Origin of the sequence: Daejeonella sp. (assembly GCF_044342615.1) — a bacterium.
Classification (GTDB): domain Bacteria; phylum Bacteroidota; class Bacteroidia; order Sphingobacteriales; family Sphingobacteriaceae; genus Daejeonella.
The window spans coordinates 1-21,012 of sequence record NZ_JBIIPN010000039.1 but is presented as its reverse complement, the minus strand read 5'-3'; the positions used below and the strand labels follow the sequence as shown (position 1 = coordinate 21,012).

At 33.3% G+C, this 21,012-nt stretch carries 15 protein-coding genes and 1 tRNA gene; 11 read left to right on the top strand and 5 right to left on the bottom strand.

Translation table 11 applies throughout. The features are described 5' to 3' along the window. The first annotated feature begins 240 nt into the window (after nt 1–240). Both ACIQ0D_RS05295 and ACIQ0D_RS05290 read left to right on the top strand, forming a co-directional pair. Nucleotides 241–3,537: a TonB-dependent receptor domain-containing protein gene (locus ACIQ0D_RS05295; protein WP_395803518.1), complete on the top strand. Its 3,297-nt coding sequence runs from the start codon at nt 241–243 to the stop codon at nt 3,535–3,537. Nucleotides 3,538–3,661: 124 nt separating this feature from the next. Continuing rightward, on the top strand, nt 3,662–5,866 hold the full coding sequence (locus tag ACIQ0D_RS05290; protein ID WP_395803517.1) for a S46 family peptidase: 2,205 nt from the start codon (nt 3,662–3,664) through the stop codon (nt 5,864–5,866). Nucleotides 5,867–5,961: 95 nt separating this feature from the next. On the opposite strand, the gene ACIQ0D_RS05285 is transcribed toward ACIQ0D_RS05290, so the two are convergent. Then, nucleotides 5,962–7,155, bottom strand: a complete 1,194-nt coding sequence (locus tag ACIQ0D_RS05285; protein ID WP_395803516.1) for an AIR synthase related protein — start codon at nt 7,153–7,155, stop codon at nt 5,962–5,964. A 177-nt stretch (nt 7,156–7,332) separates the two neighbouring features. After that, nucleotides 7,333–9,507 carry a glutamine synthetase III gene (locus tag ACIQ0D_RS05280; protein WP_291402104.1) on the bottom strand — a complete coding sequence of 725 codons (2,175 nt, stop codon included), beginning with the start codon at nt 9,505–9,507 and terminating at the stop codon, nt 7,333–7,335. A 433-nt stretch (nt 9,508–9,940) separates the two neighbouring features. Here ACIQ0D_RS05280 and ACIQ0D_RS05275 point away from each other — a divergent pair, with 433 nt between their 5' ends. The 4 genes from ACIQ0D_RS05275 to fbp are packed head-to-tail and all read left to right on the top strand — an operon-like array spanning nt 9,941 to nt 12,635. Continuing rightward, on the top strand, nt 9,941–10,330 hold the full coding sequence (locus ACIQ0D_RS05275; protein ID WP_395803515.1) for a VOC family protein: 390 nt from the start codon (nt 9,941–9,943) through the stop codon (nt 10,328–10,330). Continuing rightward, nucleotides 10,330–11,043 (top strand): tRNA1(Val) (adenine(37)-N6)-methyltransferase, encoded by a 714-nt coding sequence (locus ACIQ0D_RS05270; RefSeq protein ID WP_395803514.1) that lies wholly within the window; start codon nt 10,330–10,332, stop codon nt 11,041–11,043. Before ACIQ0D_RS05275 ends, ACIQ0D_RS05270 begins: the two co-directional genes overlap by 1 nt. A gap of 10 nt (nt 11,044–11,053) precedes the next feature. Next, on the top strand, nt 11,054–11,548 hold the full coding sequence (locus ACIQ0D_RS05265) for a metallophosphoesterase family protein (protein ID WP_395803513.1): 495 nt from the start codon (nt 11,054–11,056) through the stop codon (nt 11,546–11,548). A gap of 16 nt (nt 11,549–11,564) precedes the next feature. After that, complete coding sequence (gene fbp / locus ACIQ0D_RS05260) at nt 11,565–12,635, top strand: class 1 fructose-bisphosphatase (RefSeq protein ID WP_395803512.1); 1,071 nt, start codon at nt 11,565–11,567, stop codon at nt 12,633–12,635. On the opposite strand, the gene rnhA is transcribed toward fbp, so the two are convergent. Together rnhA and ACIQ0D_RS05250 are read right to left on the bottom strand one after the other, a co-directional pair. Next, nucleotides 12,632–13,099 carry a ribonuclease HI gene (gene rnhA / locus ACIQ0D_RS05255; protein ID WP_395803511.1) on the bottom strand — a complete coding sequence of 156 codons (468 nt, stop codon included), beginning with the start codon at nt 13,097–13,099 and terminating at the stop codon, nt 12,632–12,634. The genes fbp and rnhA overlap by 4 nt on opposite strands. 21 nt (nt 13,100–13,120) lie before the next feature. Beyond that, nucleotides 13,121–15,220: a heavy metal translocating P-type ATPase gene (locus tag ACIQ0D_RS05250; RefSeq protein WP_395803510.1), complete on the bottom strand. Its 2,100-nt coding sequence runs from the start codon at nt 15,218–15,220 to the stop codon at nt 13,121–13,123. Between the two features lie 215 nt (nt 15,221–15,435). Between ACIQ0D_RS05250 and ACIQ0D_RS05245 the strand changes: the two genes are divergently transcribed. Further along, nucleotides 15,436–15,509 (top strand) — tRNA-His (locus tag ACIQ0D_RS05245). A 381-nt stretch (nt 15,510–15,890) separates the two neighbouring features. Here the strand turns inward: ACIQ0D_RS05245 and ACIQ0D_RS05240 are convergent. Then, nucleotides 15,891–16,715 (bottom strand): N-acetylmuramic acid 6-phosphate etherase, encoded by an 825-nt coding sequence (locus ACIQ0D_RS05240; RefSeq protein WP_395803509.1) that lies wholly within the window; start codon nt 16,713–16,715, stop codon nt 15,891–15,893. 175 nt (nt 16,716–16,890) lie between these two features. Between ACIQ0D_RS05240 and ACIQ0D_RS05235 the strand changes: the two genes are divergently transcribed. The 4 genes from ACIQ0D_RS05235 to ACIQ0D_RS05220 all read left to right on the top strand — a co-directional run bounded on the left by ACIQ0D_RS05235 (nt 16,891) and on the right by ACIQ0D_RS05220 (nt 20,748). Next, nucleotides 16,891–17,658: an MlaE family ABC transporter permease gene (locus ACIQ0D_RS05235; RefSeq protein WP_395803508.1), complete on the top strand. Its 768-nt coding sequence runs from the start codon at nt 16,891–16,893 to the stop codon at nt 17,656–17,658. 4 nt (nt 17,659–17,662) lie between these two features. Further along, nucleotides 17,663–18,421, top strand: coding sequence for an ABC transporter ATP-binding protein (locus ACIQ0D_RS05230; protein ID WP_395803507.1), 759 nt, complete (start codon nt 17,663–17,665; stop codon nt 18,419–18,421). Between the two features lie 4 nt (nt 18,422–18,425). Beyond that, nucleotides 18,426–19,400 (top strand): MlaD family protein, encoded by a 975-nt coding sequence (locus ACIQ0D_RS05225; RefSeq protein ID WP_395803506.1) that lies wholly within the window; start codon nt 18,426–18,428, stop codon nt 19,398–19,400. 70 nt (nt 19,401–19,470) lie between these two features. Next, entirely contained in the window at nt 19,471–20,748 is a 1,278-nt protein-coding gene (locus tag ACIQ0D_RS05220) for an acetyl-CoA hydrolase/transferase family protein (RefSeq protein ID WP_395803505.1), read from the top strand. Nucleotides 20,749–21,012 lie beyond the last annotated feature (264 nt).

Here is a 21,012-nt window from a genome sequence, read left to right as displayed (position 1 = left end):
AATAATGATGTCGTAATTCATATATAATAATTGTAGTACAATTGAAAATTAATGCAAATCTAATAAAATACTCAAGGGCTTAAAAATATTTGTATACTCTTATTATAAATGTTGAAAAGATTAAAATGTCGATAACTATTCGGAATATTTAATAATTACTTAACATTGAAATTGTTCTGATTGATAAAAGGTCTGTATATTTGCGGCGATTAAAATAACCAACCATTTAAAATCAACTTTATGAAGAAAATTCTACTCCTAACACTTGTAGTGTTATCCTTTGTGTTTGATGCATCAGCACAGGTAACTACAAGTAGTTTATCGGGTACTATCCGTGATTCAAAGGAATCACTTATTGGTGCAACAATTAAGGCTACACATCAGCCAACTGGGACTGTTTACGGTTCATCCTCTGGCGTTGATGGAAGATTTAACATCCCTAACATGCGTGTTGGTGGTCCTTACCTTATTCAGGTAACTTACGTTGGATACCAAGCGGAGTCCTTTAGTAATGTTATGCTTAAATTAGGTGAACCTTTTGTATTAAACATTATTCTCAAGGAGTCAGGAAACCAACTTCAAGAAGTTGTGATTACTGCACAAGATCCTAATTCTGTTCTAAATGCAAATAGAACAGGTGCAACTACGAACATTGGTCGTCAACAAATTCAAAATGTTCCTACTGTAAGTAGAAGTGTGAACGATTTGACTAAATTTACTCCACAAGCAAATGGTGCTTCAATAGGTGGTGGTAATTACCGTCAGAATAACTTTACTGTGGATGGTTCAGACTTTAACAATCAATTTGGTATTGGTAGTAATTTACCTGCTGGTGGTTCTCCAATTTCAATTGATGCAATTGAAGAGGTTTCTGTGAATGTTGCTCCTTACGATGTTAGAATGTCTGGTTTCGTAGGTAGTGCTATTAACGCAGTAACTCGTTCAGGAAGAAACGATTTCTTTGGTAATGCTTTCTTTGGCATGCGTAATCAAAGTCAGCAAGGTGATCAAGTTGGAGGCAATAAAATTATTAATCTTCCATTTAATGAGACTCAGTTTGCACTGAGTTTAGGTGGCCCAATCATCAAAAACAAACTATTTTTCTTCGCAAACATTGATCGTACAGATCAAGTAAGACCAGGACAAAATAGGGTAGCTGCAACTTCAGAGGCGCCATTTGGTTCAAATCCTAATATTGCTCGTCCTTTAGCGAGCGAGTTGGATATGATTAAGAATTATTTAATTAATACTTATGGTTATAATCCTGGAAATTACCAAGGATATCCTAATAAGAGTAATAATTATAAGTTTTTGGCTCGTTTAGACTGGAACATAAATAAGGACCATAGATTTAATATTCGTTATAATCAAGTAGAAAGCAGCACTCCATTCTTTATTAGTGGATCAACAGGTGGTACTGGATATAATTTCCCTAACCAAGGTGGCCGTGCAAATCCAGGTCACTTACATTTTAGCAATTCAAACTATACTCAAGAAGCTAATCAGTACTCATTAGCGGCTGAATTAACCTCTAGTTTTGGGTCTAAGTTTTCAAATACATTAAGAGGAAGTTACACTCATCAAAATGACCCTAGAGGTTCTGAAAGTGATGTTTTCCCATTTGTTGATATCATGAAAGATGGTACAGCTTTTACTTCATTCGGATATGAGCCATTTACCTTTGGTAACTTAAGAGATGTAAAGACCTACAGTTTCACAAATAACTTTACAATGAATCTTGGTAACCACGAGGTTACTGTTGGTGCTCAAGCCGACTTTAGTACCACTAAAAATGGATTCCAGCGTTTTGGAACAGGTGCTTACCGTTTTAATTCATGGCAAGATTTCGTGAGTGGAGCTAAACCTAATGATTACGCAATTACCTATTCATTATCTCCGGGTTATGCTCAAGCCTTCCCATCTTTCCAATTTCAACAATATTCAGCTTATGTTCAAGATAATTTTAGCGTAGGTGAAAAATTAAACATCACTGCAGGTATTCGTTTCGAATTACCTACTTATCCTGATGTTCCAGAGATTAAAACACATCCTTTAGTTGCACCATTAACCTTCTCTCAAGGTAGTAAATTTGATACCGGAGTATTGCCAAAGGAAAGAATAATGATTTCGCCAAGATTAGGTTTTAATTATGATGTTAATGGTGATCGTTCACTTCAAGTTAGAGGTGGTACTGGAGTTTTCACTACTAAAGTTCCATTTGTATGGATTGTTGCTCAATCTGGTGATGCTGGTTTGATTCAGTTTACACAAAACTGGAATGGTACTGCTAATACTCCTGGACCATTTAGTACCGATGTTAGAAAATATTTGCCTGCTACTCCTCCTGCAGCTGGAACTTCAATTCCTGCAGGTTTAAGTGCTATGGATCCTAATTTCAGATTCCCACAAACATGGAAAAGTAGTTTAGCTATTGATGCTAAATTACCTTGGGGTGTTGTTGGTACCTTAGAAGGTATTTACAATAAGGATTTAAATATTGCAAAAGGTTTTAACGTCAATTTGGTTAATCCAACGGCTTTAAATGTTGCTGGATATCCAGACAATCGTCCGATGTATCCCAATGCAGATGTTGATAAATTCATTAATAAATTAACCAGTACTGGACAAGCTAGTTCAACTGCCACAAATCAGTTTAACCCAATTCTTTTGGGTAATGCAGATCAAGGATATTCTTGGTTTTTAACAGCAACATTAAATAAGTCGTTCAATAAAGGTTTATCAGCTCAAATTTCATACACAAGAAGTGAGCAAAGATCTTTATATGATGGAAACGGTGATCAATTATTTAATACATGGTCTTTAACTCAAACTGCCAATACAGGTGATAATCCAGGTTTAAGTTATTCAAACTTTAATGTTCCTCATCGTGTTATTGCTTCAATTAACTACCGTAAGGAGTACATTAAGAATTTGGCAACCTCTATATCTATGTTTTTTGAGGCTTCTCACCAAGGAAGATTTTCATATACATATTCTACAGACTTTAACCGTGATAGAGTTACAAATGATTTGATTTACATTCCGAAAAATGCATCTGAAATTACTTTTGCTGACCGTCCTGCATCAGCTGGTACCAGTAATATCGCTTATACAGCGCAGCAACAAAGTGATTTATTCTTTGCTTATATTGAACAAGACGACTATTTAAAAAATAATAAAGGTAAGTATGCTGAACGTAGTGGTGCTAAACTTCCATGGAGAAATCAAGTTGATATGAGATTTACTCAAGAAATTTTCAAAAATTTCGGTAAAACAAAGAACAACTTTCAGTTCACTATGGATATTATGAACTTCGGTAACCTTTTGAATAGTAAGTGGGGTAACGTTGATTTTGTACAAAATTCAGCAATTCTTGTACCTCAAAACGTTTCATCTCTAACTCCAGGTGGAACAACAAAGCCAACGTTTTGGTTAAATACATTTAACAATAAGCCGGTAGGCTCAACTTTTGGAACTACTCAAACTTTTGCATCTACTTATTATATGCAATTTGGTTTCCGTTACAATTTCCAATAGTAGATAATTACAAAAAGAACCCGCTTCCATACGAAGCGGGTTTTTTTTTGCTCAATTTTTTCTATTTTTTTGTATTGTCGTTCTAGCGCTTACATTTGTATAACCAATATAATAAACCATAATTATGAATAGACTTAAATATACATCAGTATTACTGATGGCCATTTTATTGTTTTTAGTCCCACCTCTTAAAGCCGATGAAGGAATGTGGCTTCCAATGCTCATTGGAAAGAACTATGAACAAATGAAGAAGCAGGGTTTTAAATTAACTCCTGAAGATCTTTACAGTGTAAATAAGGCAAGCATTAAAGATGCAATAGTTTCTTTTGGAGGTTTTTGTACGGGTGAAATTGTCTCTAAAAATGGATTGATTTTCACCAATCATCACTGTGGATATGATGCTATAGCATCTAACTCTAGTCCCGAAAATAATATTTTAGATAATGGTTTTTATGCTAAATCCTATCAAGAAGAAAAACCAATAAAAGGACTTTTTGTAAGATTTCTTGTACGTATGGAAGATGTTACTCCTCAAGTTATGGCAGCTATTGCTGGAGTAAATGAGAAAGATAAGGCTGCTAAAATAGCTGAAGTAACTAAGAAAATTACAAGTGATGCAATTGCTGGTACAAGTTATGAAGCCGATGTGAGAGATGTTTATAAAGCAAATCAATACCTATTATTTGTTTATGAAAGATTCAATGATATTCGCTTAGTAGGTACTCCTCAACAATCAATTGGCAAGTTTGGTGGTGATACAGATAATTGGGAATGGCCTCGTCATACTGGTGATTTTTCAGTGTTTCGTGTTTATGCCGATGCAGCTAATAAATCTGCCACATACTCTGTAAATAATAAGCCTTATACACCTAAAAAGTCGTTACCAATTTCTATTAAAGGAGTTAAAAACGGTGATTTTTCAATGGTTTATGGTTTTCCTGGACGTACAGATCGTTATTTAACATCTCACGGTGTTAATTTAGCAATAGAAAAAACAAACCCTACCACGGTAAAACTTCGTGATATACGTCTAAAAGCTTGGAAAGAGGAAATGGATAAAAGTGTAGATACTAGACTTAAATTATCTTCTCTTTATGCAAATATTGCTAATTATTGGAAGTATTTTATCGGTCAGACAGAGCAATTAAAACGCTTAAAAATTGCTGACGAAAAAGTAAAACAAGAACTTGAATTTACGCAATGGTCTGCTGCTTCTCCAGTTAATTCACAGCTAATGGATTCATATAATAAGGCCTATAAAGCTTATGAGCCTTTTGCTGTTCACATTACCTATATTAATGAAGGGTTATTAGCATCTTCATTTGTACGTAATATAAACCAAGTGGCTAGTATGCTCAAGGCAATGAATACTCGTAAAGAAGATGCTGCATTTCAAGCTCAAATGAAGCAAAATTTTAATTCATTGGTAGATAATTATCAAAATACCTATTCTGAAATGGCCGATAAGAAAATATTCGCTCAGATTTTAACATCATTCTATCAGGATGTTCCTAAATCTCAGCACCCTAAATTCATTTCACAAATTCTAATTGATTTTCCTAAGGCTAGTCCCGCTGAAAGTTTCAATAGCTTTGCAAATAATTTATGGGAAAATAGTAAGCTAGTGAACCCTGAAAAATTAAGTCAGTTTTTACTTAACCCAAGTTCAGATGTTTTGGAAGGTGATTTAGCTTATCAATATGCTAAAAATTTAGTTCCACAGGAATATATTAAAAATAACTTCGGGACTGTTTTAGCTGATTTTCAAGTAGAGAAAAATCGTTTGGATAATTTGTATTTAAAAGCGCTATTAGAGAAAAATAAAGGGGTTTTAACATATCCTGATGCTAATTCCACTATGCGTATTAGCTATGGTACTATTCAGAATTACAGTCCCAAAGATGGTATTACCTATGATATAAAAACTACCATTGACGGAATGATAGCAAAATATCAACCAGGTGATGATGAGTTTGATCTTCCTAAGTCATTATTAGAGGCTTATAATCAAAAAAACTTTGGTCAATATGCTGACAATGGAACTTTACCTGTAGGATTTATTAGTAATAATGATATTACTGGCGGTAATTCAGGTTCCCCAGTATTAAATGGAAATGGAGAGTTAATAGGAATTGCCTTTGATGGAAATTGGGAGGCAATGAGTGGTGATATCGCTTTTGATAAGCAATATAAGCGTACCATTTCAGTTGATATTCGTTTTGTTCTTTGGTGTATTGAGGTTTTAGGAGGTGCAAAGAATATTATTGATGAGCTTGATATTAAAGCAAACAAATTGCCAGTTCCTAAAAACAAATTGATAATGAATTAGTTCTCAATAAAGAATAATTTAATTCATAAAAAAGCCTTTTTGATTATTCAAAAAGGCTTTTTTATGTAATATAATTACCGGGAATGTAATATATGTTATTGGTAAATAAACTCTCCGTATGGCGATCTGATGGTTACTTGTTTTCCTTCAAATTTATCAACTCGGCCAATGATTTGGGCGTCCACATTAAAACCTTTAGAAATTTCTATAATTGATTCTGCAATTTCTTTAGGTACATAGAATTCCATTCTGTGACCCATATTAAATACTTTATACATCTCACGCCAATCAGTCCCAGATTGATTCTGAATAAGATTGAATAGGGGTGGGACAGGCATCATATTATCTTTTATGATGTGTAGATTATTAATGAAGTGAAGTACTTTTGTTTGAGCTCCACCGCTGCAATGAACAATACCATGGATATTTTTACGATGTAAATCGAGAATTTTTTTAATAATCGGAGCATAAGTCCGGGTAGGAGATAATACTAATTTTCCAGCCGTGATAGTTAACTCTTCGTTATATTTAGTAGCGGGAATTTGAACTAAATCTTTTAAATTTTTATTTCCTGAAAAAATTAATTCATAAGGTACAGCTGGATCGTAGCTCTCTGGGTATTTTTCGGCAATGTATTTATGAAAAACATCATGTCTTGCAGAGGTTAATCCATTGGAACCCATTCCTCCATTATATTCACTTTCATAACTTGCTTTACCTGAGGATGATAATGCTACAATAACATCACCAGGACTAATTTTCTCATTACTAATGATATCGGCACGTTTCATTCTGCAGGTAACAGTAGAATCTACAATTATCGTTCTAACGATGTCACCAACATCAGCCGTTTCGCCACCTGTAGAATAAATTCCTATGCCCAGCTCTCTTAATTCAGCTAAAATTTCTTCTGTGCCATTAATAAGTTCAGCAATAACTTCGCCGGGTATTAAGTTCTTATTTCGTCCAATAGTGGAAGAAAGTAAAATATTATCTGTGGCACCTACGCATAGTAAATCGTCAAGGTTCATAATGATAGCATCTTGAGCAATTCCTTTCCATACAGAGATGTCGCCTGTTTCTTTCCAATAAATATAAGCTAAGGAAGATTTTGTGCCTGCACCATCTGCATGCATTATGTTGCAATAAGCCTCATCAGATCCTAATATATCTGGTATGATTTTACAAAAAGCTTTCGGGAAAATTCCTTTATCGATGTTTTTGATGGCATTGTGCACATCCTCTTTATCAGCTGAAACGCCGCGCTGGTTGTATTTAAGATCTGACATTCCTTCAAAAATAGTAATTGTATTCTTAATTATTAAAAGCCTCTGCAAATTTAGCTTTTCATTTGCTAGTTCAGGTATTTTAATATGTTTTTCTAATGTGTAGAATTTAGCTTAGCCTAAAATAAGAAAGTCCCCATTTTGAGGACTTTCTTATTTTATTAATAAATTTTAAATCTATTATTTAAGGAATAATAATTCTCTGAATTTCGGCAATGGCCATTTAGAATCATCTACTAATTGTTCTAATTTATCTACATGATATCTAATTGGGTCAAAATAAGATTTCACTTTTTCATCATAAGCAATTGATTTATCTCTTATATCTTCAATATTATTAGCTTTTTTACGCTCATTAACCATTTCTAGATTGGCCGTTCTAATAAAATTAACGTGTCCTGAGATTTTCTTTATGATTTCAAGCTGTGCAGCATAAGTATCTTCACTTAAACCAATTTCTTTTAGACCTTTAACATTTTCAATTAAAGTTGTTTGATAATTAATAGCCGTAGGAATTATTACGTTATCAACTAAATCACCCATAACTCTAGCTTCGATTTGAAGTTTTTTGAAATAGCTTTCTAAAAGTATCTCATGGCGTGCATGCGATTCACGTTTACTAAATATTCCTGTTTCTTCAAATAATTTGTCTGTTTTAGGATCTAATAGAACATCTAATGCTTTAGGAGTGGTTTTGATATTAGATAAACCTCTCTTTTTAGCTTCTTCAGCCCACTCATCACTATAACCATTGCCTTCAAAACGTATAGCTTTTGATTCTTTGATATAACGTTTAATGACAGTCATAATTGCGACATCCTTTTTCTCTCCCTTCTTAATCAATTTATCAACTTCAACTTTGAATTTGTTTAACTGACTAGCTACAATTGTGTTTAGGATGGTCATTGGATTTGCTGAATTAGCTGAAGAACCAACCGCACGCAACTCAAATTTATTACCCGTGAAAGCTAATGGAGAAGTACGGTTACGATCTGTATTATCCAATAAAATTTGAGGTATTTTAGGGATGTTAGTCCATAATGAAGGCTCCTGCTTCATCTTATTTGTAACCCTTGAAGATTCGATCTCATCCAATAGATCGTTCAACTGAGAGCCTAAAAACATTGAAATAATAGCAGGAGGTGCTTCGTTTGCACCTAAACGGTGATCATTATTAACAGAAGCGATAGATGCTCTTAATAAATCTGAATATTCAAAAACTGCTCTGATTGTATTGACAAAGAAGGTAAGGAACATCAAATTGTTTTTAGGTGTCTTACCAGGTGAAAGTAAATTTTTGCCTGTATTTGTTATCAGCGACCAGTTATTATGCTTTCCTGAACCATTAATGCCAGCATAAGGTTTTTCGTGTAAAAGCACTTTAAAATTATGTCTACGAGCTACTTTGTCCATTAAATCCATTAGCAATGAATTATGGTCGATAGCAAGATTCATTTCTTCATATAATGGAGCGCACTCAAATTGTGATGGTGCTACCTCATTATGACGAGTTTTTAATGGGATACCCAGTTTTATAGCCTCAGCCTCAAAGTCCTGCATATAAGCCAAAACTCGTTCTGGTATTGATCCAAAATAATGATCGTCGAGTTGTTGATTTTTAGCAGACATATGACCGAAAAGAGCTCTGCCTGTTAAATATAAATCTGGTCTGGCGTTAAATAATGCTAAGTCGACTAAGAAATATTCTTGTTCGATACCTAATGAACTATTAATCTTATCAATGTTTTTGTCAAAATATTGCGCGACAGAAACAGCTGCTTTATCCATTAAACTAATTGCCTTCAAAAGAGGAGCTTTATAGTCTAATGCTTCACCTGTATAGGATACAAATACAGTCGGAATACATAAGGTAGTACCAATAATAAATGCTGGAGATGATGGATCCCATGCGGTATAACCTCTTGCCTCAAAGGTACTTCTGATACCACCATTAGGGAAACTTGATGCATCAGGCTCTTGCTGAGAAAGAGCTTCTCCTGAAAATTTTTCTAATCCCTGACCATCAGAACCTGGTTCAAAAAAAGAATCATGCTTTTCTGCAGTGGTACCTGTTAGGGGCTGAAACCAATGGGTATAATGGCTTGCACCTTTTGACATTGCCCAGGATTTCATAGCAGAAGCTACTTGTTCTGAAATACCCCGATCAATTGGAGTTCCAGAATTAATAGATTCAACAATGCTATTGAAAGCCTCTTTAGATAAATTATCTTTCATTTTCTTCTGATCGAAAACATTGCAACCGTAAAAATCAGATAATTTTGAAGAAGGCATTTTTACTTCAGGTATTGACCTTGAAAGTACTGAATTAAGTGCTTGAAATCTTAAAGTGGACATTTTTTAGCTTATTTTGTAATTAATTTTATAAAAATAAAAGAATTAAATCATATTTTAACAAAGAATAATAAAAATTCTATAATTTATTTCAATTTTTATGTAAATTATAAATAATTGGGGTCATTATTTATGTTTTTTAATGATTTATTATATTTATTGACCTAATTTTTCAAAATAAATAATATTTATTGAACTATTTTTATGAAAATTTACTTCAGATTGATGAATTTGTTGTCATTTATAATAATAAATTATATTAATTGATCAAGATTTTAAGCTCGTTTAAATTATTTTCTCTAAATATTTTTTCATTAAGCATCAATTTTAAAAATATAATGAAATTTAAATGGATTATTTTTCTAGTATATTTATTAAATTGTGGCAAAACGTAGCTTATTATTAATTTAATTAGTCAATATTTTAGCAATTTGGAATGATAAAGTTAAAACGTGTGCACCATGTGGCTATAATTTGTTCAAACTATCAAATATCAAGGCATTTTTATACTGAAATTTTAGGTTTGCAAATCATACAAGAAGTTTATAGATCAGAAAGACAATCATATAAATTAGATTTGGCTTTGAATGGTAATTATTCAATTGAACTATTCTCGTTTCCTGATGCACCAGCTCGATTATCTTTCCCCGAAGCACATGGATTAAGACATTTAGCCTTTGAAGTTGATGATTTGCAGGATGCTGTAAACGAATTGAAATTAAAGGGTATTTTTACTGAGACAATTAGAATTGATGAGCATACTGGAAAAAGATTTGTTTTTTTTGTTGATCCTGATGGATTACCCATTGAACTTTACGAAAGCTAATGAATAATATTTTTCATTTTAAAGAGTTTAAAGTCGATCAATCTGATTGTGCAATGAAAGTGAATACGGATGGTGTTCTTCTTGCAGCTCTTGTACAAGCTAAAAATCCGCAAAGAATTCTTGATATAGGGACAGGAACTGGACTGATTTCATTAATGTTAGCCCAAAGATTTGAAACTGCTGGTATTGATGCTGTTGAAATTGATGAAAAAGCAGCAAATAGAGCTGGAACAAATTTTAATGAATCTCCTTTTGCAAATCGACTAACATCTATCCATACATCAATTGAAGAGTTCTTTTTGAGTACAAATGAAAGCTATGACTTGATAATCTCTAATCCACCATTTTTTATAAACTCTTTAAAATCTGAAGTTTTAACCAAAGAAATAGCCAGACATACCTCTCCAGATTTTTTTGAAAACTTACTTAATCAATCAACTAGAAAATTAAGTTTGAATGGATGTTTAGTAATGATTTTACCAATTGAAACATCTATTTTGATCGAAAACTTAGTTATAACAGATGCTAATTTACATCTAAATGAGATTATTAATATTCATTCTTTTGATGATTCAAAACCACATAGAAAAATATTGAAAATTGGTTTAAATCCTACAGAACTAAATCTTAATAAATTTGTTATCTATGAGTCGCAGGGTATTTACTCGTCAGAATACCAAAACCTTCTAAAAGATTTTTTTACCATTTTTTAGGACGATTGATATGATGAAGATAGGTTTAATATCAGATACACATAGTTATTTAGATGATGCTGTATTTAAACATTTTGATAAATGCGATGAAATTTGGCATGCTGGTGATTTTGGAAGCTTAGCACTTGCAGATCAATTAAGTTCTTTTAAACCACTAAGAGGAGTTTATGGGAATATTGATGGAAGTGATTTGCGTACCGTATATCCAGAAAATATTAGGTTTAAATGTGAGGAAATGACTGTATTTATGACTCATATTGGAGGTTATCCTGGTAGATATGATGCTCGAATAAGAGAAGAAATATATGCCAACCCTCCAGGTATTTTTATTTCTGGTCATTCCCACATTTTGAAGGTGATATATGATAAAAAAATAGGAAGTTTGCATTTAAATCCGGGAGCAGCTGGCAAGCATGGCTGGCATAAAGTCCGTACGCTCCTTCGGTTTAATATCAGCGATAAGAAAATACATGATTTAGAAGTTATAGAATTGGGTAATCGGTAATTTAAAAATAATCACTATGCAGGGAGTTTTAACATTAGGACAATTTATAATTGAAAATCAAAGTGAATTCCCTTATGCGAAGGGTGAATTATCTCGTCTTTTACGTGATATTGGAATTGCTTCTAAGATTGTAAATCGCGAAGTGAATAAAGCCGGATTAATGGATATTTTAGGTGAAGCGGGCACAATGAATATTCAGGGAGAATCTCAAAAAAAACTAGATGTGTTTGCTAATGAGCAGTTTATATCAGCACTTCAAAGCGGTGGAGAATGTTGTATTGTTGCCTCTGAAGAGAATGATGAGTTTGTTTATATCGATGGTGAAGTTTCAAAAGATGCAAAATATATAGTGGCTATTGATCCTTTAGATGGATCATCCAATATTGATGTTAATGTAGCTGTTGGGACTATTTTTTCGATTTATAGACGTAAATCTTTAACGGGCAGAGCGACGATAGATGATGTACTGCAAAAGGGTACGGAGCAAGTTGCAGCCGGATATGTTATCTATGGATCCTCAACCATGCTCGTTTATACCACGGGTAAAGGTGTTAACGGATTTACCTTGGATCCTTCTATTGGCGAATTTTGCCTTTCACATCCCAAAATGAGAATTCCAAAAGATGGTTCCATCTATTCGATTAATGAGGGTAATTATGTCCATTTTCCTGAAGGTGTAAAAAAATATTTAAAATACTGCCAGGTGGAAGATCCCGCAAGTTCTAGGCCATTTACCTCTCGATACATAGGCTCAATGGTAGCGGATATTCATCGAAATATGATAAAAGGGGGTATATTTATTTATCCCACTACCTCTAGTGCGCCTAATGGTAAACTCAGACTAGTTTATGAATGTAATCCGATGGCTTTTATAATTGAACAAGCTGGTGGTCGCGCTACTGATGGTTTTAATCGAATCTTAGAGAAAGAGGTGCACTCCTTGCATCAACGTTCAGCCATTTTTATTGGGTCTGAAAATATGGTGCATAAAGCTGAATCTTTAATGTCTCAATACACTAAAGATCAATCTGACGAAAAATTAAATGAATTATTGTATAAAACAGGGGTTATTGGCGGATTAGATTAAATATTCAGTTTTAGCTCTTCTTTTTCAAAAAAAGTGTCAACCAAAAGATTTCTTTGTTGTGCTGCCTGAACAGCTAATTCATCACACCTTTCATTTTCGGGATGGCCATTATGCCCTTTTACCCATGTGAATTTTACTTGATGTAATTTATATACATCTAAAAATCGAAGCCAAAGATCTTTATTTTTCTTGCCCTTAAAACCTATTCTTACCCAGCCAAAAACCCACTTTTTTTCGACAGAATCAATAATATATTTAGAGTCGGAATAAACCATTATTTGTTGGCCAACAACCTTTATACTTTCTAAACCAGTAATTACAGCGAGAAGCTCCATTCTGTTATTGGTGGTTTTGCGATATCCTGCTGAAAGTTCCTTGTAATGTTTTCCAGAACGTAGAATTACTCCATAGCCACCGGGACCAGGATTACCACTTGAAGCACCATCTGTATAAATCTCAATCATTAATCCTGCTTAAAGGCACAATTATAAGGATTTTGTTTTTAATCGGATAGAATTACCTATCACAATTACATCTGAGAATGCCATAGCTAATGCTCCAACCATCGGATTTAGCAATCCGACAGCTGCTATTGGAATTGCTACCACATTGTAGAAAAATGCCCAAAAAAGGTTTTGCTTAATTGTTAAGAGGGTGTGTTTCCCTATTTTTAACATTTTATTGATTGCCAAAAGGTCGTTTTGTAGTAATACCACCTCTGCCGATTGAATAGCAATTGAGCTTGAATCACTCATTGAAATTCCAACATCAGAGCTGGTTAGGGCAGGGGCATCATTTATTCCGTCGCCAACCATTGCCGTTTTACCTCTTTTTTTAATCTCACCTATAATCTCTAATTTTTGATTTGGCATAGTTTCAGCATATACTTCTTCAATTCCTAAATATGCACCTAATGCTTCACATTTTTCTTTTTGATCACCACTTAACAAAATTGGTTTTATTCCTAGTTTAATTAGTGTACTAATTAAATTGGCCGCCTCTGGCTTAATTTCATCTTCTATGGCTATTTTAGCGACTAAAATATTGTTGATTTTAAGAAAGAGGCTATAATTATTAGAATCTTCTTCAGGCAAAAGAATTTGTTTAGATCCAAATTGATAAGAGTTTCCTTCTGAATCGGTAGCCGACATACCTAAACCTTTTTCTTCATTTACCTTTGTGAAGATGATTTTTTCAGGTGATTTTCCGCTTAATTCTTTTACCAATGATCGAGCTATGGGGTGGTTTGAATAAGCTTCAATTCCAAAAATAATTGATTCTGCCTTTTGTTGGGAGATTGAAATACATTCAAGCGATTTAATTTTAAAATTCCCTGTGGTTAAGGTTCCAGTTTTATCAAAAACCATGAATTTTAAATCTGCAATTTCTTCAATTGTATTTCCACCTTTAATTAGGATTCCACTTTTTGCGGCACGACCTAATCCAACCATAACAGCGGTAGGAGTGGCTAAACCCATAGCGCATGGACAGGAAATTACGAGCACAGCAATTGCATTGAGCATTGATTTCTGAAAGCTCACATCAAAAGCATAAAAAGCGATGAAAAAAGTTAGTATTGATATTCCCACCACAATTGGTACAAATATGGCGGCCACTTTATCGCCTAGTTTTTGGATTTTTGGTTTGGCGGCTTGTGCTTTCTTCATTAAATCAATGATTTGAGAAAGAACTGTATGCTTCCCTGTCTTTGTCACTAAAATATGGATGCTGCCCTTTTCAATTATAGTCCCGCCAATTACTTGGTCGTATTTTGATTTTTCAACCGGCAGACTCTCACCAGTTAACATTGCTTCATTAACCGATGCTTCACCCCAAATAATCTCTCCATCAGCTGGGATTTTATCTCCCGTATTGATTACCAAAATATCACCGTTTTTTATTGCAGAGGAGTGAATTTCAACAATTTCACCATCTTCCATTTTGTTTGCTTTTACCTCTTGGAAAAGCATAAGTTCACGAACGGCAGAAGTAGTTTGAGAAACCGAACGCTTTTCCAAAACATTACCTAATAAGACGAGTGAAATAATGGTAGCAGCTGTTTCGTAAAATAAGTAATCGGGACCTAAATTTTGAACTGTGCCAACTATGCTATAAATAAAAGCTGCACTTGAACCTATAAAAATTAGTACATCCATATTAGGTATGCCGTTCTTTAAAGAATGAAAGGCGCTTTTACCAAAATGAAAAAATCCTAATAAATAAACAGGTGTGCATAATGCCAATTGTACCAATGGGTTATGAAGCCAATGGAATGGCAAAAACATGTGCGAAAATAGTGGTATGGTAAATATTAATGAGAAATAGAATTTGTTCCCGACTTTCTCAAATGCTTTTTCTATGATTGGTGCAGTATCCTCACTTACCTTGTATCCAAGTCCCTCAATATCTTTTATAATGGAAGGAGTAGAGTTTGGATCGTTGGTCTTATACTTTACTTCATCATTTGCGAAATCTACATATACATCATGTAAGCCCTTCTTTTCAAGTAATTTATGCACAGAAAGCGCACAGTTATTACAATGCATTCCGCTAACCTGAAGTTCAATCAATTCTTCCTTTTCCATTTTAGCCTTATTTAATATAATACAAATTTAACAAAATTGGATGTATAGCTTGATCTTAAATCTATAATGTTTTGTTTATGACAATAGGAGCCTGGAATTGTTTAATAATCAATTAATTAATAAAAATATCACATCTTGCTGATAATCAGCTTAGAAAATTAAGATAAAAAAATTTGCAATCTATGCTTAAATGCTTAGTTTTGCAGAAATAAACGGTGGTTGTAGCTCAGTTGGTTAGAGTATTGGTTTGTGGTGCCGAGGGTCGTGGGTTCGAGCCCCATCAGCCACCCGTAAATATTAGAAATCCCCTTTCACAACGGAAGGGGATTTTTTTATCAACTGGAATCTGAATTCACCTTAAATGATTTTTCATTTCTTAAAAATCTCTACTAATTTTTATTTCTTGATCTAAGATTTTTTATAGCTTGTGTTTTTTAAAACAAGAGTTTTATGTTTTTTTTTAATTTTATATTTTTTTGAGTAATAATTTCTACACTTTGAGTATTAGTTTCTACAGCATGGGGAAATGTTTAATATTTATACCTCTTTTTTTAGATCTTGGCACATTTTTTTTTTGGCACACCAATTGTATATAGGTTTATGCCCTCCCAAAGGGCATGTTTTTCATAGGTAGATGTAGGGTCGAATATTTATATTCGGCCCTTTTTTATTAAGAGTTCTTATTATTGTTTATCCAATTATCCTCAGCTTTTTTAACACTTCCATTTTTTAACAATAATTCTTTTGCTATTAAATAGTCTGTTATTCCTATATTACTCATTAACATCTTTACTGCGCGATCAATAATCTTATCATTGATAAGTTTTACATTCACCATTTTATTATCCTGAACGCGACCTAGTTTAATCATTGTTGTAGTGCTTATCATATCGAATATCATTTTTTGTGCCGTCCCGCATTTCATTCTTGTACTTCCACTAATAAATTCTGGTCCAGTAATAAGTTCTACGATATAATCCGATTGCTCAGCAATTGTAGAATTTGGATTACTTACAATGCAACCGGTGCTGATATTATTTTTTCTGCATTCTTTTAAAGCTGATAATACAAATGGAGTAGTGCCGCTAGCTGAAATCCCAATCACAATATCCTGCACATTCACTTTATTCTGACCCAGCATCTCCCAGGCTGCATTTATATCATCTTCTTTTTCTTCTGGTGCTTCAATTAAATGTTCTTTACCACCAGCAAGAATTACATTGAACAAATCATTTGAAACGCCAAATGTTGTTGGCAATTCAATGGTATCCAATACAGATAATCGTCCTCCGCTACCAGCACCAACATAAAACAATCGGCCGCCGGTAGATATTTTATGGACTACGATATTAATTAAGTCGTTTATTGCTGGTAAAGCATGCTCAATAGCTAAAGCAACAGACTGATCTTCTTTATTAATATTTTTAGTAATTTCTTCAACCGACATTTTTTCTAAGTGCCTGTAATTTGATTCTTGTTCCGTGATTTTTACCATGATTGTTAATTTGTTAGTTTTTATTACAAGCTTGAATTCTATGATTTTTTATTCAATTATTTAAACACTCTAAAATTAAAGATCCAATGTTAATAAATAACAATTATCCCATTTAATTGTTAATCAGTAAATATAAAACCTAATTAGCTCATTTAACATTCCGAAAATAAGCCATATGTCTATCCGATCAGATCTTAAATCATTTTTAGATGTTTGCGGCGAATTATTTCGTTTTAACTCTCGTTTTTTTACTTATGGCTTTAAGCCACCTTATGAATTCCCCGAGTTTTTAAAGCAATGTTATGTTATAGGTTATAAATCTTTACCACTTATCGGACTAACTGCATTTATCATGGGAATTGTTTTGACTATGCAATTAAGACCATCAATGGCCGATTATGGTGTTGAATCACAATTGCCAGCTATCGTTGCAATAGCTATTGTTAGGGAGGTGGGACCAGTAATCACAGCTTTAATATTTGCTGGCAAAATTGGAAGTAGTATTGGTGCTGAACTTGGATCAATGAAGGTAACAGAACAAATTGATGCCATGGAAGTTAGTGGAACAAACCCCTTTATGTATCTAGTGGTTACTCGTGTTTTGGCTTGTACCTTCATGTTACCCATTTTGGTTATGCTAGGCGATGCTATTTCACTTTATGGCGCATATTTAGGTGTAAATATTCATAGCAATACTAGTTTTAAGCTGTTTTGGAGTCAGGTTTTTAATAATCTAGTCTTTGGCGATGTGTTGCCAGCCTTTATAAAAAGTTTCTTTTTTGGATTTGCGGTTGGTTTAATTGGTTCCTATAAAGGTTATACTAGCACAAAAGGAACAGAAGGAGTGGGCAGGTCTGCAAATTCAGCAGTGGTTGTTTCCTCTGTTATGATTTTCATAATTGATTTACTTGCAGTTCAGGTGACAAATATTTGGGGATTATAATTTTATGACCGATAAGAAAACGATTGAATATACTAATGATAATGTACTAAAAATTAATGATTTATGCAAATCATTTGGAGATAATAAGGTACTTGATAATTTTAATTTGGAACTAAAACGAGGTGAAAGTCTTGTCGTTTTAGGTAAATCTGGATCGGGAAAATCTGTTCTCATTAAATGCATTATTGGATTATTGAAACCAGATAGTGGTACTATTCATGTTTTTGGTGAAAATGTCCCTGATTTGAATCATGATGAATTGGACAAGATTAGATCAAAAGTTGGATTCATGTTTCAAAGTAATGCCTTATACGATTCCATGACTGTTAGAGAAAACCTTGAATTCCCACTTAGAAGGCATTCACTGGCTATTTTAAGACAGGATAATGATAGGTTAGTGCTTGCTGCTTTAGAAGATGTGGGACTTGCGCATACAATAGATATGATGCCCGCTGAATTATCTGGTGGAATGCGTAAAAGAATTGCATTAGCACGCACTTTGATTTTAAAACCTGAAATAATACTATATGATGAGCCCACGACCGGTTTGGATACAATCACAGCAAAGGAGATTATTCAGCTTATGCTTCTTATTCAAAAAAAATATAATACAAGTTCTTTAATTATATCGCACGACATGAATTGTGTAAAGTTAGCAAGTAATAGGGTAGCTATTTTAATCGATGGAAAGTGTTATGCTACAAATACTTATAAGAATTTATTGAAATCAACAGATTCTCATATAAAACAGTTTTTTGATTGAATAAATGAAGAAGCAACTAATAAATAATACAAAGCTTGGATTTTTTGTGTTGGCAGGTTTATTATTTCTAATTCTCCTTTTATATATGATTGGGAGAAATAGGAGTCTATTTGGATCAAATTATCTTTTAAAAACTAGGTTCGAAAATGTGCAGGGATTAATTCCAGGAAATAATGTGAGATATGCTGGCATCCAGGCCGGTACAGTAAAACATATAGAGATTTTAAATGATACAACTGTCGAAGTAACTATGATAATAGATACTGAAATGGAGCATATAATTCGTAAGGATGCAATAACAGCTATTGGAACAGACGGTTTGGTAGGGAATAAGGTTGTTAATATTGTCCCAGGTAAATTAAATACCTCGATTGCTAAAAAAGGAGATATTTTACCGAGTAAAAAACCTATTGACACAGAAAAAATATTAAATACGCTTTCCAAGACAAATAATGACGTATCCATTATAGTTACAGGATTAAAAACAACAGTAGAACGGATTAATAATAGTTCTGCTATTTGGGAGTTATTGAATGATGATCAACTGCCAAATGATATTAAAAAATCAGCAAAAAATATTCAATTAGCTACGCTTAAAGCCGCTGCCATTAGTAATGAATTCCAATTGATTGTCAATGATTTACGCAATGGTAATGGTTCTTTAGGTATTCTATTGAATGATACTGTTTTAGTATCCAATTTGAATAAATCATCTTATAACTTAAATATGGTAAGTTTACAACTTCATAAAATTGTTTCTGATTTACAAAAAGATATTAATTCGGGTAAAGGTCCTGTAAACTCTTTACTTAAAGATTCACTAATGGTTAAAAAACTCAATATAAGTCTTGATAATATTCAAATGGGAACTGATGGTTTTAATCAAAGCATGGACGCTTTAAAAAATTCATTTCTTTTAAGAGGATATTTTAAACGTCGGGAGAAAGAGAAAGTAAAAAATGATACCATTCCCAAATAAGTAAAAATTTAAAAAGAAAATATAACGCTATTCTGTATATTGATTTGATGTATTAATTTAAATTATAATAATGGATATCAACTATCAATCCGCCGAAGAAGCCATTAAAAATGTTAAAAATGGGCATCGTGTTTTTGTCCATGGAAGCGCAGCAACACCAATAACTTTATTAAAATCGCTTATTGCTCGGTCTGGTGAATTAAAAGATGTAGAATTAGTTAGTATTTCTACTCTTGGTGATAATATTTTTGATCATCCTGATTTTGCAAAGAGTTTTAAAATCAACGCGCTCTTTGTCTCCCAAAATGTACGGAGCATAGTAAACAGTGATAGTGGTGATTATATTCCTATTTTTTTAAGCGAAATACCATTACTATTTGAGAAAAATATACTGACTCTTGATGTAGCATTAATTCATGTTTCTCCGCCAGATAAACACGGATTCTGCTCTTTAGGCACCTCCGTGGATATTGCTCGTTCAGCTGTTAAACATGCCAAATACATTATTGCTCAGGTTAATAGTCAAATGCCACGTACGCTTGGAGATGGTATCATACATATTAATGAAATCCATTCTTTTGTTCTTGTTAATGACGTTTTACCTGAAGTTAGTTATTCAAGTCAGCTAGATGACTCTACCATGACAATTGGCAGAAATTGTGCTGAACTAATTGAAGACGGTTCTACTTTACAAATGGGTATTGGGGCAATACCAGACTCAGTTCTTTCATTTCTAACTACCCATAAAGATTTAGGTATTCATACAGAAATGTTTTCTGATGGTATCATTCCACTAGTTGAGCGAGGTGTTATTACCAATAAGTTTAAGAAAAAACATCGAGGGAAAATTGCTACTGGCTTCGCTATAGGGACACGTAAATTATATGATTTTATAGATGACAACCCTCAGGTAGTATTCTTAGAAATTGACTATGTTAATGACACTAAAATTATCCGTTCTAATCCTAAGGCAGTGGCCATTAATTCTGCAATAGAAATTGATCTTACGGGTCAAGTATGTTCTGATTCAATTGGCACATACCAATATTCGGGGGTTGGCGGACAAATAGATTTTATGAGGGGGGCTGCCTTATCTGAAGGTGGTAAACCTATTATTGCTTTAGCATCAACAACTAAGAACGGTCAGTCGAAAATTGTACCTTTTTTAAAAGAGGGGGCAGGAGTAGTAACTACAAGGGCACATGTTCATTATGTGGTTACTGAGTATGGAATAACTAATTTATTCGGGAAAAATCTGAAACAAAGAGCCGAAGCTTTAATACGTATTGCCCATCCAGCACATAGAGAATGGCTAGAAAAAGAAGTCATCAAACGATTTGGTAAATAGATTCTATTAGCACTTTATTCAGTTTTTAATGAGTTCTAAGTTTTTTATTTACATTTTTTAAAAAAATAAGTTTCAATTATTTTATATAATTCAAATGTCTCAGTATCTTGTATTTGATATAGATGTAAAATCGTTTTAAATACTTAGTCTTTTCATGAAAAAGAGGGTCATACTTTATCTTTTATTTGTAATTACAATTCTTTATGGTGTACAATCATGTAATTATATCCATGAGAATTTCACGGATGAAGAGCCAATCCCAGA

Bases quoted from the DNA above. Each gene is read 5' to 3' on its own strand.
- ACIQ0D_RS05295 (WP_395803518.1), top strand. From the start codon at position 241: ATGAAGAAAATTCTACTCCTAACACTTGTAGTGTTATCCTTTGTGTTT.
- ACIQ0D_RS05290 (WP_395803517.1), top strand. From the start codon at position 3,662: ATGAATAGACTTAAATATACATCAGTATTACTGATGGCCATTTTATTG.
- ACIQ0D_RS05285 (WP_395803516.1), bottom strand. From the start codon at position 7,155: ATGTCAGATCTTAAATACAACCAGCGCGGCGTTTCAGCTGATAAAGAG.
- ACIQ0D_RS05280 (WP_291402104.1), bottom strand. From the start codon at position 9,507: ATGTCCACTTTAAGATTTCAAGCACTTAATTCAGTACTTTCAAGGTCA.
- ACIQ0D_RS05275 (WP_395803515.1), top strand. From the start codon at position 9,941: ATGATAAAGTTAAAACGTGTGCACCATGTGGCTATAATTTGTTCAAAC.
- ACIQ0D_RS05270 (WP_395803514.1), top strand. From the start codon at position 10,330: ATGAATAATATTTTTCATTTTAAAGAGTTTAAAGTCGATCAATCTGAT.
- ACIQ0D_RS05265 (WP_395803513.1), top strand. From the start codon at position 11,054: ATGATGAAGATAGGTTTAATATCAGATACACATAGTTATTTAGATGAT.
- fbp (WP_395803512.1), top strand. From the start codon at position 11,565: ATGCAGGGAGTTTTAACATTAGGACAATTTATAATTGAAAATCAAAGT.
- rnhA (WP_395803511.1), bottom strand. From the start codon at position 13,099: ATGATTGAGATTTATACAGATGGTGCTTCAAGTGGTAATCCTGGTCCC.
- ACIQ0D_RS05250 (WP_395803510.1), bottom strand. From the start codon at position 15,220: ATGGAAAAGGAAGAATTGATTGAACTTCAGGTTAGCGGAATGCATTGT.
- ACIQ0D_RS05240 (WP_395803509.1), bottom strand. From the start codon at position 16,715: ATGGTAAAAATCACGGAACAAGAATCAAATTACAGGCACTTAGAAAAA.
- ACIQ0D_RS05235 (WP_395803508.1), top strand. From the start codon at position 16,891: ATGTCTATCCGATCAGATCTTAAATCATTTTTAGATGTTTGCGGCGAA.
- ACIQ0D_RS05230 (WP_395803507.1), top strand. From the start codon at position 17,663: ATGACCGATAAGAAAACGATTGAATATACTAATGATAATGTACTAAAA.
- ACIQ0D_RS05225 (WP_395803506.1), top strand. From the start codon at position 18,426: ATGAAGAAGCAACTAATAAATAATACAAAGCTTGGATTTTTTGTGTTG.
- ACIQ0D_RS05220 (WP_395803505.1), top strand. From the start codon at position 19,471: ATGGATATCAACTATCAATCCGCCGAAGAAGCCATTAAAAATGTTAAA.